Here is a 14,973-nt window from a genome sequence, read left to right as displayed (position 1 = left end):
TGGTCAATCAATAAAAAAATGTCCGTGATGGAATATACCCGTCGCCGGGGGCTCCATCCCTGCAAATCGGGATCAATAGGGCATAGGATGCGCTTTATGCGTCTCGTCAAGGCGCGTGAGCAGCTCCTCGCTGAGCGTCAACTCAACTGCGCCAAGCAGGTGCTCCAGTTGGCCCAGATGCGTCGCGCCGAAAATCGAACTGGCGACAAATGGGCGACGCGCAGACCACGCCAGCGCCATATGGACCGGATCCAGACCAAAGTCCCGCGCGACCTCCAGATAGGCATCCACCGCCGGAAAGACCCGCGCGCTCACGCGGCTGCCAAGCTCCGGACCAATGGACTTGCGCGACCCTTCGGGCACCGCCCCACCCTGATACTTCCCGGTGAGCAAGCCACAGGCAAGCGGCGAGAATGGCAACAGCCCAACGTTCTCATAGATCATCACTTCGGCCAGATCGGTATCCGCCAAACGACAGAGCAACGAATATTCATTCTGGATCGAGGCCACACGCGGGCCGCCTGTGCGCTCAGCGATCTCCAGCCAAAGCGCTGTGCCCCAAGCACTCTCATTGGACAGGCCAAAGGCGCGAATTGTGCCCCGGTTGACCTCCTCTTGCAGTGCACCGAGGCAATCTTCCATATCCTGGACGACTTGCGCCCGGTTCCACCCCGATTGCGAGGGATCAAAACGCCAATTCTGGCGGAACATGTAGGATCCACGGTTGGGCCAGTGAAACTGATAGAGATCAATCACGTCTGTTTGCAGCCGCTCAAGAGAGCCTTCGATTGTGCTGCGGATTGTCTTGGACGAAATCGGCGCACCGTCACGCACGGCGGCCAGCCCTTCGCCGGAGTGTTTTGTGGCAATCAACATGTCATTGCGACGCCCGGATTTGGCGACCCATGTCCCGATGATGCGCTCGGAATTGCCCACGGTCTCGGCGCGTACCGGGTTCACCGGATACATCTCGGCTGTATCCAGAAAGTTGATGCCCGCATCGAGCGCCATATCGATCTGGGCATGGGCATCTGCTTCACCGGTTTGGGTGCCGTAGGTCATCGTGCCGAGGCACAGCTCGGAGACCATCATGCCAGTGCGGCCAAGGGGGTTCATTCTCATTAACTCTGTCCTTTGCGGGCGTGAAAGATAAAGCCGAGAAAATTCAGCAAGATCTGGGCGGCGAGGATGGCGGTGGACCCTGTGGAATCGTAGTCAGGCGCGACCTCGACCAGATCAATCCCCACAACCTCATGCCGACGAGCCAGCGCCTGGAGCATCTCCAGCACGTCATAGTAGAGAAACCCACCATGCGAGGGCGTGCCAGTTCCCGGCGCGATAGACGGGCAGAAAGCATCGATATCAATGGTGACATAGACCCGCGCGCCGTCAGGGATGCGCCCGATCACAGCCTCGGGGCCCAAAGTTCTCGCCTGCCGGACCGACAGGATGTCAGACCCCATGGCACGCGCATCTGCGTAACCCTCTTTGGCGGTCGAGGAGACGTTGCGGATGCCCACCTGTGTGAGACCGGTCACGTAGTCCTGTTCGGCGGCCCGCCGCATGGGATTGCCATGGCCATGACGGACGCCATGGCGCTCATCGACGAAATCGAGATGTGCGTCGATTTGAAGGATATGAATATCCCCCTGCCCCTCGAAGGCGCGGATACAGGGAATATTGATGGAATGATCGCCCCCAATCGTCACCGGGAGCGCGCCAACCGCGAGCGCGGCGCGCACGCCCGTCTCGATATTGGCGTGGCTCGTTTCCGTATCGGTATGCACGATGTCTGCATCGCCCATGTCAACGATCTGCACGTCACCGGGCAGATATGTGGCGTCGTCTTCATGGTCATAGGCCCCGGCATGGCCGAAGGAAAACAGCGTTGAGGCCTCACGGACTGCGCGCGGACCGAAACGCGCGCCGGAGCGCCATTGCGTGCCGAAATCAAAGGGCGCGCCGAGAATGGCTACATCGGCCTGTAGCGTTGTCCAATCTGCGTGATAGGGCCGCTTGCCAAATGTCGCGATCCCCACGAATGGCAGATCAAGCCTGCCTGTTTCATATCCATGCTCCGCCATGGCGACCTCCCTGTGTTTGTTCGCGAGAGTGTCTTGGGGCATGCGGAATGACAAGGGGGCAGAACGACAGCATAAGGCTTGAGAACAAATATAGAACATATATATGCATTACCATGCAAACCGCTGCCGCCCTGCTCAACCGTGCGCCCCATCAAAAGCGCCCCAGCCTGCCCCTTCTGGGTGGACAGATCGGGCTGGAGGACGGCCGATTGCATGAGGTCTGCGGGCCCGCGCGCTGGCGGTTTGCCGCCTGGGTAGCAGGCGCGGTGGATCAAACACGCCCCGGTCCTGTGCTCTGGTTGCATCTGGGCTGGCAGGGAGAGGCGGCCAATGCCGATGGGCTGGCAGAGAGCTGTGCTCCGCACAAGATCCTCTTTGTCAGTGTCGAGAAGATGGAAGACATGCTCTGGAGCATGGAGGAAAGCCTGCGGGCGGGCTGTGTTCCGCTGGTGATTGCGGATGTCGCTGAATTGCCGAGCCTCACACAGGTGCGCCGGCTGCATTTGGCCGCCGAGCAGGGCAGCGGCCTCTTTGGCCTTTCGCCTTTGGCGCTGATCCTGACACCGGGCGCGACAGGCGGGGCGCCGGGCGTGGAAAGCCGCTGGCATCTGGCGCCAGCCCATGACGCGCGCTGTGCGGGATGGCGTCTTACCCGTCTGCGGGCGCGCACGGCCCCAGAAGCGCGCTTCGCGGTGGGCCTGGGCCCCAAAGGCCCCGTCTGCGGCCCTCCCTTGCGCGCACCTCTCCCGTCTTATGCGGAACAGGGGGCCAAGGCCCCCTGTGCAGGATCTGCCCGCGCCTGAGGCACGGGCAGCATGGGGCGCTGCCCCGTCACAAACGATGTTTGTGACCCCCAGAGGTATTTGAGGACAAAAGAAGAAAACGACACCTGATCTGTCGTTTCGGCGCAGTATCCAAGGGCGCGGGCCGTCAGGTTTGGCGCATGCGCATGATGATCTCCTTTGCCGCTCTCATTCTTTCGGTGATCTTGTTGCAATTGTCCTCCGGGGCGGTTGCGCCACTGGATGCGCTTTCGGGGTTGGCTTTGGGCTTTTCGACGGAAGAGATCGGCTGGCTTGGGTCCGCGCATTTCATTGGGTTTTTCATTGGCTGCTGGTGGGCGCCGCGATTGATGGGGTCGGTCGGCCACAGCAGGGCCTTTGCGGTTTTCACATCCATGGGCGCGATTGGGCTATTGGCCCACATGCTGATCATCGATTCCACGGCCTGGGCCATCATGCGTGTGGCGACAGGCCTGTGTGTGGCGGGGTGTTACACGGTGGTCGAAGCCTGGCTACAGGCCAAGCTCACAAACGCGAACCGTGGGCGGGCCATGGGGCTTTATCGATTTGCGGATATGGGCGCCTCACTGGCAGCGCAGCTCATGATCGGCGTTTTGACACCCGCGGCATATGTATCCTACAATTTGCTCGCGATCATCTGTTGCGCGGCCATTCTGCCCTTGGCTCTGACCAAACAGAGCCCGCCGACGGTTGCCACGGCGCCACGTCTGAGGCCCATGCTCGCGGTACGACGCTCACCTCTGGCTGCAGCTGGGGTCGTTGTTGCCGCGCTGTCCTCCGCCTCATTCCGCATGGTCGGCCCGATCTATGGCTCTGAAGTGGGCTTGGCTGCGGACCAGATTGCCAACTTTCTGGCGGCATTTGTCTTAGGCGGCGCATTGGCGCAATGGCCCGCTGGTTGGCTGGCGGATCGGTACGACCGCCGCTGGGTCCTGATTTGGCTCTCCGGCGCGGCGATCCTGAGCTGTGGGTTGACCATGCTCTTGCAAGGGGGCGGCACGCAGGCCGTCATGCTGGCTGCCTTCATCTTTGGATTGACGACTTTTCCCATTTTCTCGGTGGCGTCAGCACATGCGCATGATTTCGCCTCGCCTGATGAACGCGTGGAGCTTTCGGCCGCCTTGATGTTCTTCTTTGCCCTTGGGGCCATTGCTGCACCGGCAACAGCTTCCATGCTTATCGAGGTTTTTGGCCCCGGCGCACTTTTTGCCATGGTGGCATTGGGCCATGCCGTCCTTGTGTTCTTTGGGCTTGTCAGGATGCTGGCGCGCCCAACGGCCACCGAGCGAACGGCCTATATCTATGCGCCGCGGACATCCTTCACGATTGGACGGCTCCTGTCACGCGAACGCGACAAACCCAAAAGCCAGGACACGCCCTCGGGGCCCGACGACTAATCCGTCACTTCGGGCGGCGCACCCCCGGCAAACCAATTGCCGTTTTCATAATCGCACGGCGCGACTTGCATCTCCAGATGCAAACCCGTGCCCGTATAGGGATGCGCGCGCGCCAAGGCTTCATCGACGTCAATACCAAGCCCGGGGCTTTGCGGCGGGGTCACAAACCCGCCCTCAACCGAAAGGGTCCCGCGGATCAGATCATGATGAAACGGCGTCTCGATTGTCTCGATCATCAGAAGGTTGGGGATGCAGGCAGCCAATTGGATATTGGCCGCCCATTCGATCGGCCCGGCGTAAAGATGAGGCGCCATCTGCGCGTTGTAGGCCTCTGCCATGGCGGCGATCTTGCGGCTTTCCCAGATGCCACCGGCCCGGCCGAGCGCAGGCTGCAAAATACTGGCCGCACCTGATCTCAGGATGGGCGCAAACTCAGCGCGTGTGGTCAAACGCTCGCCCGTGGCAATAGGAATACCCACAGCGCGCGCGACCTTGGCCATTTCCTCGACATTGTCGGGCGGGACGGGCTCTTCGAACCAGAGCGGTTGGCTGGCCTCAATCGCGCGGCCAAGTCGGATCGCACCGGCGCTGGTGAACTGGCCATGGGTGCCAAAAAGGAGATCTGCCCGCGGCCCGACGGCGGCACGGATCGCTTTGCAAAACTGCACGGAGAGGTCGATGTCGCGCATACCTGGCATATGGCCGCCCCGCATCGTGTAGGGTCCGGCAGGATCAAATTTCACTGCTGTATAGCCCCGTGCGACGCAATCCACTGCAGCTTCTGCCGCGAGATCGGGATCAATCCAGAACGCGTCCATCTCATGATGCGGCAAAGGATACAGATAGGTGTAGGCGCGCAACCGCTCGTTCATCAGCCCGCCCAGCAGAGCCCAGACAGGACGCTCACGGGCTTTGCCCAAAATATCCCAACAGGCGATCTCCAGACCTGAAAAAGCGCCCATCACCGTGAGATCCGGGCGTTGCGTAAACCCGGACGAATAGGATTTGCGGAAAAGCCGTTCGATATTCTCGGGACTTTCGCCTTCGAAATGGCGGTTAAAGAGATCGGCGATAACGGCGCGCATCGCCTCTGGTCCGACGGAGGCGGCATAACATTCGCCCCAGCCCGTGATGCCGCAGGCTGTGGTGACTTTGACCAGGATCCAGTAGCGCCCGCCCCAGCCCGGCGCAGGTGGCGCTGTCACGATGACGTCAAGATCCGCAAGCTTCATGAGGGTGATCCGAAGGTAATGACATTGCGCTTGGCTGCACCTGTTTTGGTATCGGCGATGGCCTCGTTGATCTCGCTCAGCGACCAGCTTTTCGAGATCAATTCATCGAGTTGCAGCCGCCCTTGCGCATAGAGGTCGGCCATCCAGGGGATATCGCGCTTGATGACGACATCCCCCATTTTCGAGCCTTGCATCCCTTGACCCAAGGCCGCGAGGATGACGGGCTCATATTCAGTCGTCTGGCCGGAATGGGGCATCCCCACCATGATCACCCGACCTCCGGGCGCGAGATAACGTGGTGCGCTCTCAAAGGCCGGAATAGCGCCGACCGTCACAATCACTGCGTCTGCGCCACGCCCCATGGATCGCATCGCGGCCACCCAGGGTTTTTTGCCCGTCGCCAGCACACCGTCTGTTGCACCGAAGCTCTTGGCGATGGCGAGTTTGTCTTCTGTCGTGTCGACAGCGATGATGCGGCGAGCCCCTGCGATGCGCGCGCCCTGGATGGCATTCAAGCCAACGCCGCCTGCACCGATGACCACGACATCTTGCCCAGCGCGCAGCTCTGCTGCGTTCACCACAGAACCCACACCAGTGATTACACCACAAGCAAGAAGTGCCGCAGCCTGCGCCGAGATGTTCGAGACTTTCACGACTTGCGACTGATCGACCACCACGGCCTCTGCAAACGCGCCACAGTTCATGGCGGGCAGAACCGCCGCGCCGCTTGCGTCTTGCAAGGTTGCGGCAGTACCGGGTGTTTCACAACGTACAGGCGCACCAGAGCCGCAGGACGCACAACTGCCACAGGCGCGAATGAGCGTGACCACGACAAAGTCGCCCAAAGCCAGCCCTGTCACGCCGGGGCCAATGCCCGTCACACGCCCCGCTGCCTCATGGCCATAGACGGCCGGAAGCTGGCCACCCCAACCGCCATCAATATAGGAGATATCCGAGTGGCAGATTGCGCAGGCCTCCAATGTGACCTCGATCTCACCTGCTTCGGGCGCGCGCAAATGCAGCGTTTCGATAGACAAAGGCGCGCCGAACTCCCGACACACCGCAGCACGGACCTCTCGCATGGGCCTCTCCTTGTTCGTTTGCATCACGCTACGCGGGTTTGGCCACAAAAGAACAGTCAGAAATCGGCATGTGGCGTCGCGTCATCATGGTGGATAACGCACGGCCACAGTTACCGTGTCACAGGAGGCTAGATATGGCCCGTCTCGCGCAGGAAGGTGGTAAGCAGAGCGGCATATTCCTCGGGCTGCTCAACGCAGGGCAAATGCCCGGCCCCGCGCATCAGCTCGGTGCGCGATCCTGGGATCAAATCAACCGTTTCACGTACGAGATCTGGCGGCGTTGAACCATCCTCGCTCCCCGCAATCCCGAGGCACGGCAGGCGCAGTCCTGATGTTGGCGTGATGAAATCCGTACCGGCGATGGCTGCGGCGCACCCCGTCCAACCCTGAGGCGGACAGCGTTCGAACATGTTTTGCCATGCCGTCAGCTCAGGCGTCGTACGAAACTCTTTGGAAAACCACCGTTCCATAGTGCCTGCAGCAAGCGCCGATGTCCCGCTTGAGGCAACGGCGGCAATGCGATCGGCCCACATTTGGCGCGTCCCGATCTTGGCACCGGTATTGGACAACACCATCGCGCGCACCAGATCGAGCCGCTTGACCGCAAGACCCTGCGCAATCAGGCCCCCGATGGAGAGGCCGACAAAGAGCACATCTTTCATGCCCACATGGTCGATCAGCGCCTCTGCATCCCCCACAAGCTGGCCCATCGTATAGGGCGCATCGGGCGCATCGGAGAGGCCATGGCCCCGCTTGTCATACCGCAGGATGCGCAGGCCAGCGGGCAGATGGGGCAGCATCGCATCCCACAGGCGCAGATCAGTGCCGAGCGAATTGGCAAAGACCACCGGCGCGCCATCTTCGGGGCCCTCCAGCTTGTAGTGCAGACGTGTGTTGTTGAGTTCAGCGATCATCATGGGCAAGGCTCATATGGGCTACGATCTGGCCGTGGTCAGAGGCAAGCTTGTTGTAGGGCGCCTCGGGATGTGACCCGTCAGTCAGGTGGTCATTGAGAACGGAGAAATAGGTCATCTCTCCGATCCGGTTCGGGTTTTCGGGGTGAAAGTGCCTAGAGAGATAGATCTGGTCGATGCTCTCGAAATTGCCGCCAAAGGCCGCGGTAAACACCATGTCCCGCAGGGATTTGCGCACGAAGAGCTTCTCGGCGGAGTATAGCTTGACCGCCTCGACATCACCGCGGATCTGTTTGTCCTCCTCGCGGCTGTAGCGATCGCCCCCATGCGTGGCATCATGGCGAAGCATCCAGGCATAATTCTTGAAAGGGTGTTCGCCGGAGACAATCTCCGAGGAGACCGCGTTCTCGCCGTCATTGAAATCACCCATGGCAATGACACACCGGCCCGCCTTGATCTCGGCCACAATGGCACGGCGCAGCACATAGGCCTCCGCCATCCGCCGCAGCGCCGCACGCAAGCCCCCAAGCGCGCGCGCCACCGGGTCATAGTGTGTCAGGTCTGCTTCCGGCGGGAAGTCATCACTTTCTGGCGTAATAAACTCCCCGAGCTTGGATTTCAGGTGGCAATTAAAGACCGTGATCACCTCGGAGCCCACCTGGATCCGCGCTTTCAGAATGGGGCGCGAGACGCGCTCCAGCGTATAGCGTCCACCATCGCCGCCCATGCCACGCAAGGCAGGAAAATCAATCACCAGCGGCTCGGGCAAATCCTGGATGATCTCCGTCTCCAGAATGGGATGACGCGACAGGATGGCTACGCCTGGGCGCCTTTTTCCAGGCGTGCCGCCATCAGCTGCATTGGGCGCAAAGGCAATCTCGGCCCCGGCATATCCATCCGAGGCCAATCTGCGAAAAATCGCGCGTTTTCGGTAGCGCTTGGTCTTATCGGGGATCACGACGTTGTTGAGCTCGCGCGCCCGCTGAGTGGTCTCGTCAACGACATCGCTCAAGGCGCCTTCTTCAAAAACCTCCTGAAAGCCCACGATATCTGCATCCATCGTCAGAAGCTGGTCGGACAGCCAATCCTTCTTCCAGGCGTATTCCTCAGGCGTGTAGCTTTGAAACCGGTAGTACTCCTGATCAGCTCCGATCAGGTTCTTGACGTTGAAGGAAGCGATCGTGAAGTCCGTCATAGCATCTCCAATGCGCGCTGGAACATCGCGGCATCCACATTCCCGCCTGAGATTGTCGCGATGATCGTGTCTTGGGGCAGATGGGATGTTCGAAACAGAGCCGCCGCAAGTGCGACAGCGCCGCCCGGTTCGGCCACGACGCGCAGATGCTCAAACGCCATGGCCATGGCGCGCAGGGCCTCCTCTTCCGACACGGTCAACCCCGGTCCGCACAAGCGCTGCATGATCGGGAAGGTGATCTGTCCGGGGCTTGGCGAGATGATGGCATCACAGATATTGCCAGATGTCTGCGCATTGCGCTCGATCCGCCCGGAGATGAGCGAACGCGCGACATCATCAAATCCCTCGGGCTCGACAGGATGACAGGTGAAACCCGGCTTTTCATCCGCCAGCGCGGTCGCGATACCGGAGAGAAACCCGCCACCACCGCAACACACAAGCACGGCCGCCTCTTCGATGCCTTGCGTTTGCGCCGCGATTTCCAACCCGCAGGTGCCCTGCCCTGCAATGACCTCTTCGTTGTCAAAAGGCTTGATCAGCGTGAGGCCTTTCTCCGCAACCAAACGCGCGCCGATTTCGTCGCGATCCTCGGATGCACGATCATAGAGGATGACCTCCGCACCATAGGCCTGCGTATTTTCGATTTTCACGCGCGGCGCATCTGCCGGCATGATGATCGTCGCAGGCGCATCGTACTTTTGCGCCGCGAGAGCCACGCCCTGCGCGTGATTGCCGGAAGAAAACGCAACGATCCCGTGCTGGCGGTCTGCCTCACTCAGTGCCGAGATGGCGGAGGTGGCGCCCCGAAATTTGAAACTGCCCGTGATTTGCAGGCATTCGGCTTTGACCAGCACGCGCTTGCCCACGAGATCATCGAGAAACGGCGCGCTCAATAGCGGTGTCTCGCGGATGGTCGATTTGATCCGCCCATGGGCGGCCCGGATCCGATCTATGTTCATCGCATGGCCTCCAGCCAAAGCCTCAGCGCGCTGAGCGCCTCCGGTTCGTCAAGAAAGGGAACATGGCCCCGGTCCGCGACAATTGCGCTGATGGCATCGGGGCGCCTGCGGCACATCTCATCGAGCGTCGCTTGGGACAGCAGGTCCGAATTTGCCCCCCGGATTATCGCCAGAGGCTTGCCCGCCAGCGCATCGAAGAAGGGCCACAGATCAGGCATGGGCTGTGCGCCCGCCTCCTCAACCGCCTTGCGCAAGGCGGGATCATAGGTCAGTTGCAGGCCCTCGCTCGTGACATCGAAGAACTTTTCGACCTCGGCGCGCCACCGTTCCGGCGGGACATTGGCAAAACCAGCCATAACGTCCGGACGGGCTGCAGCCGCCTCTTCCAGATCCTTGTAAATGGGTGGCTTTCCGAGAAACCCCATGATCGCGGTGAGGCCCGCGGGATCAAGCTCGGGCCCGATGTCATTGAGTGCCACGCCCAGCAAAACATCCGGCACCGTCGCAGCCAACCCCATGGCAATGAGCCCACCGCGAGACGTGCCCAGGAGTGCCACCTGCGAGAGCCCCAGATGCGCCAGCAACTCAAGAGCATCCTGCCCTTCGCGCGGGATCGTGTAGGTCTGATAAGGCGCATGATCCGACTTGCCACGCCCGCGGTAATCCAACCGGATGATACGGCACCCCTCAAGATGAGGCGCCACATAGTCAAAATCGCGCCCATCGCGGGTCAATCCCGACAGACACAGAAGCGGCACACCGTCACCGTCGTCCGTGTAGTACAAAGACAGACCGTCACTTGTGGTAAATCTCGGCATCAGCGCACCAACTCGGGAATGGAGGACAGATCGGACAACACATGCTGCGGTTTGCCCGGCAGGTTGTCCATGGGATCTCCGCCTCGGTTGACCCATGCGGTCGTGAACCCATAGGCCGCCGCAGCTGCCGCGTCCCAGCCATTGGAGGAAACAAACAACACGTTTTCCGGGCCGCAATCGAAGCGTTGCCCCACAAGGTCATAAACCACGCGCGCAGGCTTGAAAACGCCCACGCTTTCCACGGAAAGGACCGCATCGAGCCATTCGCCGATCACCGCGGAATCAACCGCGCCCTCGAGCATGTCAGGCGAGCCGTTGGATAAAATGCCGGTGTTCTTCCCCAGAGCCTTGAGCTGGGCAAGCATGGCGGGCACCTCGCGGTACGCCGAAAGCTCCCAATAGAGCGCCAATAACCGCTCACGCAGCTCGGGATCATCCAGCCCCTGAGATGCCATGGCCCAATCCAGACCATCCTTCGTCACGTCCCAAAACGAGCAATGATCCCCCGTCACCGCCCGCAACCATGTGTATTGCAACTGCTTGAGCCGCCAGGCCTCGGCCAATGCAGACCACTTGGGCGCCCAATACTCCTGGCCTTCCTGCGCCGCTGCCTCACGTGCGGCTGCGGAGACATCAAACAGGGTGCCATAGGCATCAAAAATACAGGTGGTGATCATGCAGCCCTCCCCTTTGGCCTCAGAGTGTCATGCTCATGCATGAGACGAAAGAGCGATTCTGGTGTATGCTCGCGCCTCAAAACAGGAGGGACACAAAATGGAATGGCAACACGGCGAAGTGCACTGGACGGAATTGGCCACGCGCGATGTCACTGCGACAAGGGCCTACTACACGGAGGTCTGCGGTTGGTCCTGGAGCGAAATGCCCATGCCTGATGGCACCTATCATGTCGCCATGATGGGCGAGCAAATGGTCTGCGGTCTCTACGACATGTCGGACACCCCGGGCATGGAGAATGTTCCGGCCCATTGGCTCACGATTTTCGCCGTCACGGACGTAGAGAGCGCCGTTGAGGCGACCAAGGCCCAGGGCGGACAGATCCTGCGCGCGCCGTTTGATGTCCCGGAGGTTGGACGCATTGCCATCGTAACAGACCCCTCCGGTGCCGCCTTGGGATTGATGACGCCAAGCGGGTGAGGTCGTTTGCGTCTCCGCTTGGGACAAGGTAGACCCACCCTATTGCGATGGAGCACCCAGCCTGATCCGGGCCGGCCTCCCTTCTCTCAAAAAAGGACAAGAGGTTTCCCATGACGCAGGCCAAAGCGGGCGATACTGTGCGCATTCACTATACCGGCACTCTTGATGACGGGACAACGTTCGACAGCTCGGACGGGCGCGAACCGCTCGAATTCGTGGTAGGCTCCGGCCAGATCATCCCCGGGCTCGACACGGCCATCCCGGGCATGGTTGTCGGAGACAAGAAGACTGTTCAGATCGAATGCGCAGATGCTTACGGCCCCCTGAACCCAGGCGCGCGCCAAGCTGTTCCGCGCAGCGAAATCCCGGACCACATTCCGACCGAGCCGGGCACACAATTGCAAATGCAAGGCCCCGACGGGCAAGCCATCCCTGTGATGGTTGTGGACGCCAATGACACTGAAGTCGTTCTGGATGCCAACCATCCTCTCGCGGGCAAAGATCTGACCTTTGCCATCGAAATGATGGGGATCGACTCCGTCTAAGCACGCTCACGCGCCGGGCGCCGCCTCAAACAGCGCCCCCACCATATCAAGCGCGGCCCGAATAGGTGGCTCGTGCCGCGCTTGGTCATGAACGACCAACCAAGCCTCATGGCGCAACGCATCGATTGGCTCCGAGACTTGGTTCAGCTCAGTGCTGCGCCCCGCAAACATGGGCAAGAGAACACGGCCATGCCCCGCCAGCGCCAGATCCAAAGCAAGCCGCGGATCGCCGGCGCGGAGGCGGATATCTTCAGGAAAATGCGCCTGCAGCCAGTTTTGAGAGGGCGTGTTGTTGGTGCTGGCGATAAATCCGGTCGCCTCAGGCCGACCGTAAATCGCAAATTCTACGGGAGCCAACTTACGGCCCGCAAGCCAGTTGTGATCTGGCGCGGCATTACGAATGCCGACATCGGCCTCGCGACGCGCCAGATCAAGCTTCGCGTCTGAAGGCACGAACACAGGGGCCCACAACGCGTCCTGTGAAATGGGCGGCAAATTCAACGCTATGTGCCGCGCGCTCCATGTTCCGGCTGTTATGCGGACTGCCACGGGCCCCGACACGCGCTCCGACCAGGCCCGCACGCGCGCGCGGATATGGGCCAACCCCTCCAGTTCTTCCGCCAGAGAACGCCCATCCGCAGTCAGAGCATAGCCGCGCGCGCCTCGAACAAAGAGCTTGCGACCCAGATCACGCTCGAGCCCTGCCATGCGCCGCGACACTGTGGGCAACGGCATATCACACTGACGACTGGCCGCGCTGAGGGACCCCATCTGCGCAACCAATGCAAAGAGCAGAAGGTCATCCAGAGAGGCATGGGTTTCATTCATGAAACCCTTATTGCCAATTTCATCAGGTTTTTTCCAGCCAATTCATAGGCAGTCTAGGTGAAACCTAACAAGGATGAAAACCCATGGATGTCTATTATTCAACACCACCCGCCCCGATCGGAATCAACTCGGAACGCGAGCACTTTATGCGGCTGTTGCGCAGTCACAAAAAATGGGGCCGCCGCCGCAAATGGCTCAGGTTGAGAGCGGCAATCTTTGGTCGTGCTTACGCACGGGTGCCCGCGAAACGCTCTTGCCATTCTGCGCGCTCATCATCGCCAATCTTGCGGAAAGACACGTCTGGCACCGTGAAAGCATGACCCGAAGGCAAAGCTTCAAGAGCCGCCGCGACGTCCTCGGGCCAGCTGTCATCATCCGTGTGCATCGCTGCCATGAGCTGGGCTGCGGCATCGGGAATAAAGGGCTGTGAAATCACAGCGTAAAACCGGATCAGGTTCAACGCGAGACGGATCTGGCCCGCGGCGCGCGCCGGGTCTTCCTTGAAGGTCGACCAGGGCGCAGCCTCTTGGAGGTATTCATTGCCCGCCACCCAGATGGCGCGCAACTCTTGCGCAGACTTGCGCACTTCCATCGCCTCCAAATGCGCCTCATAGGCGTGCAGGCGCGTGGTCAGATCTTCGATGAGCGCGGCTTCCTGGGGACCATAAGTCCCGTCAGGCACCTCTTCACCAAACTTGGAACGGCAGAACTTCGTCACACGGGAGACGAAATTGCCCAAGACATCGGCGAGATCCTTGTTCACGCCCGCCTGAAAATTCTCCCAGGTAAACTCGGAATCAGAGGTTTCCGGCACATTGGAGAGCAACCACCAGCGCCAGTAATCCGCGGGCAAGATCTCAAGCGCCTGATCCTGAAAGACACCGCGCCCCCGCGAGGTCGAGAACTGGCCACCTTCATAGTTCAGGTAGTTGAAGGATTTGATGTAATCCACGAGCTTCCAGGGCTCTTTGGAGCCAAGGATCGTCGCCGGGAAGCTCAGCGTATGGAACGGGACGTTATCCTTGCCCATGAACTGGGTGTAGACGACATCCTCCGCGCCTTTATCCGTGCGCCACCAACGCTCCCAATCGCGCCCCTCGCCCGCATCAACCCATTCCTGGGCACTGGCGATGTATTCAATGGGCGCGTCAAACCAGACGTAGAACACCTTGCCTTCCATGCCGGGCCAGTCTTCGCGGCCGCGCTTGACCGGCACACCCCAATCGAGATCCCGCGTGATGCCGCGATCTTGCAAACCGTCGCCATCGGTCAGCCATTTCTTGGCAATCGACGTCGTCAGAATGGGCCAATCAGACTTGCTGTCGATCCAGGCCTCCAACTGCTCCCTCATTTCCGATTGGCGCAGATAGAGATGCTTGGTTTGCCGCTCCTCGAGGTCTTTGGAGCCGGAAATCGTCGAATAGGGCTCGATCAGATCGGTCGGGTCCAGCTGCTTTGTGCAATTGTCACATTGATCGCCACGCGCGCTCTCAAAGCCGCAATTGGGGCATGTGCCCTCAATATATCTGTCCGGCAGAAAGCGCCCGTCAGCCTTGGAATAAATCTGCGTCTCCACCACTTCCCGGATCAGGTCATTGTCGGCCAGCACGCCTGCAAAATGCTGCGTCAAAACGCGGTTTTGCTCAGAAGACGACCGCCCGAAGTGATCGAAAGACAGCCGGAACCCTTTGGCGATTTCTGCCTGAACCGCATGCATCTCCGCGCAATACTCCGCCACGGGCTTGCCCGCCTTGGCCGCTGCAAGCTCCGCCGGCGTTCCATGCTCGTCTGTCGCGCACAGAAACAACACCTCATGCCCCCGCGCCCTGAGATAGCGCGCATAGAGATCCGCCGGCAATTGCGAGCCAACAAGATTGCCGAGATGCTTGATCCCGTTGATATACGGGATCGCAGAAGTGATGAGGTGGCGTGCCATAATGGCCTCCGTCTGACGAAGAGAG

Annotated in this window: 15 protein-coding genes; 4 read left to right on the top strand and 11 right to left on the bottom strand. The window is 60.4% G+C overall.

Annotation, left to right across the window (positions count from 1 at the left end; translation table 11 throughout):
- Nucleotides 1-72: 72 nt before the first annotated feature.
- Both ACP15S_RS17055 and speB read right to left on the bottom strand, forming a co-directional pair.
- Entirely contained in the window at nt 73-1,122 is a 1,050-nt protein-coding gene (locus ACP15S_RS17055; protein WP_425040829.1) for an aldo/keto reductase, read from the bottom strand.
- Nucleotides 1,122-2,084: an agmatinase gene (gene speB, locus ACP15S_RS17050; RefSeq protein WP_425040828.1), complete on the bottom strand. Its 963-nt coding sequence runs from the start codon at nt 2,082-2,084 to the stop codon at nt 1,122-1,124. The genes ACP15S_RS17055 and speB overlap by 1 nt, the downstream gene beginning before the upstream one ends.
- Before the next feature lie 113 nt (nt 2,085-2,197).
- Between speB and ACP15S_RS17045 the strand changes: the two genes are divergently transcribed.
- The gene (locus tag ACP15S_RS17045) at nt 2,198-2,887 is read left to right on the top strand and encodes an ImuA family protein (RefSeq protein WP_425040827.1); all 690 of its coding nucleotides are present in this window, start codon (nt 2,198-2,200) and stop codon (nt 2,885-2,887) included.
- A gap of 140 nt (nt 2,888-3,027) precedes the next feature.
- Complete coding sequence (locus ACP15S_RS17040; protein WP_425040826.1) at nt 3,028-4,284, top strand: MFS transporter; 1,257 nt, start codon at nt 3,028-3,030, stop codon at nt 4,282-4,284.
- On the opposite strand, the gene ACP15S_RS17035 is transcribed toward ACP15S_RS17040, so the two are convergent.
- From ACP15S_RS17035 to ACP15S_RS17005, 7 genes are all read right to left on the bottom strand, one after another.
- Complete coding sequence (locus ACP15S_RS17035; protein WP_425040825.1) at nt 4,281-5,516, bottom strand: mandelate racemase/muconate lactonizing enzyme family protein; 1,236 nt, start codon at nt 5,514-5,516, stop codon at nt 4,281-4,283. The two genes, ACP15S_RS17040 and ACP15S_RS17035, sit on opposite strands and share 4 nt — an antisense overlap.
- On the bottom strand, nt 5,513-6,598 hold the full coding sequence (locus ACP15S_RS17030) for a zinc-binding dehydrogenase (protein ID WP_425040824.1): 1,086 nt from the start codon (nt 6,596-6,598) through the stop codon (nt 5,513-5,515). Before ACP15S_RS17030 ends, ACP15S_RS17035 begins: the two co-directional genes overlap by 4 nt.
- 128 nt (nt 6,599-6,726) lie before the next feature.
- Nucleotides 6,727-7,515: a 3-oxoadipate enol-lactonase gene (pcaD, locus tag ACP15S_RS17025; protein WP_425040823.1), complete on the bottom strand. Its 789-nt coding sequence runs from the start codon at nt 7,513-7,515 to the stop codon at nt 6,727-6,729.
- Nucleotides 7,502-8,707 carry an endonuclease/exonuclease/phosphatase family protein gene (locus ACP15S_RS17020; protein WP_425040822.1) on the bottom strand — a complete coding sequence of 402 codons (1,206 nt, stop codon included), beginning with the start codon at nt 8,705-8,707 and terminating at the stop codon, nt 7,502-7,504. Before ACP15S_RS17020 ends, pcaD begins: the two co-directional genes overlap by 14 nt.
- Nucleotides 8,704-9,666 carry a threonine ammonia-lyase gene (locus tag ACP15S_RS17015; RefSeq protein WP_425040821.1) on the bottom strand — a complete coding sequence of 321 codons (963 nt, stop codon included), beginning with the start codon at nt 9,664-9,666 and terminating at the stop codon, nt 8,704-8,706. The genes ACP15S_RS17020 and ACP15S_RS17015 overlap by 4 nt, the downstream gene beginning before the upstream one ends.
- Nucleotides 9,663-10,484, bottom strand: coding sequence for an alpha/beta fold hydrolase (locus ACP15S_RS17010; protein WP_425040820.1), 822 nt, complete (start codon nt 10,482-10,484; stop codon nt 9,663-9,665). The genes ACP15S_RS17015 and ACP15S_RS17010 overlap by 4 nt, the downstream gene beginning before the upstream one ends.
- Nucleotides 10,484-11,161 (bottom strand): haloacid dehalogenase type II, encoded by a 678-nt coding sequence (locus tag ACP15S_RS17005; protein ID WP_425040819.1) that lies wholly within the window; start codon nt 11,159-11,161, stop codon nt 10,484-10,486. The genes ACP15S_RS17010 and ACP15S_RS17005 overlap by 1 nt, the downstream gene beginning before the upstream one ends.
- Before the next feature lie 97 nt (nt 11,162-11,258).
- Between ACP15S_RS17005 and ACP15S_RS17000 the strand changes: the two genes are divergently transcribed.
- Both ACP15S_RS17000 and ACP15S_RS16995 read left to right on the top strand, forming a co-directional pair.
- On the top strand, nt 11,259-11,639 hold the full coding sequence (locus ACP15S_RS17000) for a VOC family protein (protein WP_425040818.1): 381 nt from the start codon (nt 11,259-11,261) through the stop codon (nt 11,637-11,639).
- 110 nt (nt 11,640-11,749) lie between these two features.
- On the top strand, nt 11,750-12,184 hold the full coding sequence (locus tag ACP15S_RS16995; RefSeq protein ID WP_425040817.1) for an FKBP-type peptidyl-prolyl cis-trans isomerase: 435 nt from the start codon (nt 11,750-11,752) through the stop codon (nt 12,182-12,184).
- Between the two features lie 6 nt (nt 12,185-12,190).
- Here ACP15S_RS16995 and ACP15S_RS16990 read toward each other — a convergent pair whose 3' ends face one another.
- Nucleotides 12,191-13,012, bottom strand: coding sequence for a LysR family transcriptional regulator (locus ACP15S_RS16990; RefSeq protein ID WP_425040816.1), 822 nt, complete (start codon nt 13,010-13,012; stop codon nt 12,191-12,193).
- A gap of 226 nt (nt 13,013-13,238) precedes the next feature.
- Nucleotides 13,239-14,948, bottom strand: a complete 1,710-nt coding sequence (gene metG / locus ACP15S_RS16985) for a methionine--tRNA ligase (protein WP_425040815.1) — start codon at nt 14,946-14,948, stop codon at nt 13,239-13,241.
- Nucleotides 14,949-14,973: the final 25 nt, after the last annotated feature.

The sequence above is a fragment of the Primorskyibacter sp. S187A genome, assembly GCF_049800955.1.
Taxonomy (GTDB): domain Bacteria; phylum Pseudomonadota; class Alphaproteobacteria; order Rhodobacterales; family Rhodobacteraceae; genus JAKVBH01.
This window is presented reverse-complemented; position numbering and strand designations above follow the sequence as displayed.

What these genes read in the sequence shown, in the direction of transcription:
- ACP15S_RS17055 (WP_425040829.1), bottom strand. Translation starts at nt 1,122, where the DNA reads ATGAGAATGAACCCCCTTGGCCGCACTGGCATGATGGTCTCCGAGCTG.
- speB (WP_425040828.1), bottom strand. Translation starts at nt 2,084, where the DNA reads ATGGCGGAGCATGGATATGAAACAGGCAGGCTTGATCTGCCATTCGTG.
- ACP15S_RS17045 (WP_425040827.1), top strand. Translation starts at nt 2,198, where the DNA reads ATGCAAACCGCTGCCGCCCTGCTCAACCGTGCGCCCCATCAAAAGCGC.
- ACP15S_RS17040 (WP_425040826.1), top strand. Translation starts at nt 3,028, where the DNA reads ATGCGCATGATGATCTCCTTTGCCGCTCTCATTCTTTCGGTGATCTTG.
- ACP15S_RS17035 (WP_425040825.1), bottom strand. Translation starts at nt 5,516, where the DNA reads ATGAAGCTTGCGGATCTTGACGTCATCGTGACAGCGCCACCTGCGCCG.
- ACP15S_RS17030 (WP_425040824.1), bottom strand. Translation starts at nt 6,598, where the DNA reads ATGCGAGAGGTCCGTGCTGCGGTGTGTCGGGAGTTCGGCGCGCCTTTG.
- pcaD (WP_425040823.1), bottom strand. Translation starts at nt 7,515, where the DNA reads ATGATGATCGCTGAACTCAACAACACACGTCTGCACTACAAGCTGGAG.
- ACP15S_RS17020 (WP_425040822.1), bottom strand. Translation starts at nt 8,707, where the DNA reads ATGACGGACTTCACGATCGCTTCCTTCAACGTCAAGAACCTGATCGGA.
- ACP15S_RS17015 (WP_425040821.1), bottom strand. Translation starts at nt 9,666, where the DNA reads ATGAACATAGATCGGATCCGGGCCGCCCATGGGCGGATCAAATCGACC.
- ACP15S_RS17010 (WP_425040820.1), bottom strand. Translation starts at nt 10,484, where the DNA reads ATGCCGAGATTTACCACAAGTGACGGTCTGTCTTTGTACTACACGGAC.
- ACP15S_RS17005 (WP_425040819.1), bottom strand. Translation starts at nt 11,161, where the DNA reads ATGATCACCACCTGTATTTTTGATGCCTATGGCACCCTGTTTGATGTC.
- ACP15S_RS17000 (WP_425040818.1), top strand. Translation starts at nt 11,259, where the DNA reads ATGGAATGGCAACACGGCGAAGTGCACTGGACGGAATTGGCCACGCGC.
- ACP15S_RS16995 (WP_425040817.1), top strand. Translation starts at nt 11,750, where the DNA reads ATGACGCAGGCCAAAGCGGGCGATACTGTGCGCATTCACTATACCGGC.
- ACP15S_RS16990 (WP_425040816.1), bottom strand. Translation starts at nt 13,012, where the DNA reads ATGAATGAAACCCATGCCTCTCTGGATGACCTTCTGCTCTTTGCATTG.
- metG (WP_425040815.1), bottom strand. Translation starts at nt 14,948, where the DNA reads ATGGCACGCCACCTCATCACTTCTGCGATCCCGTATATCAACGGGATC.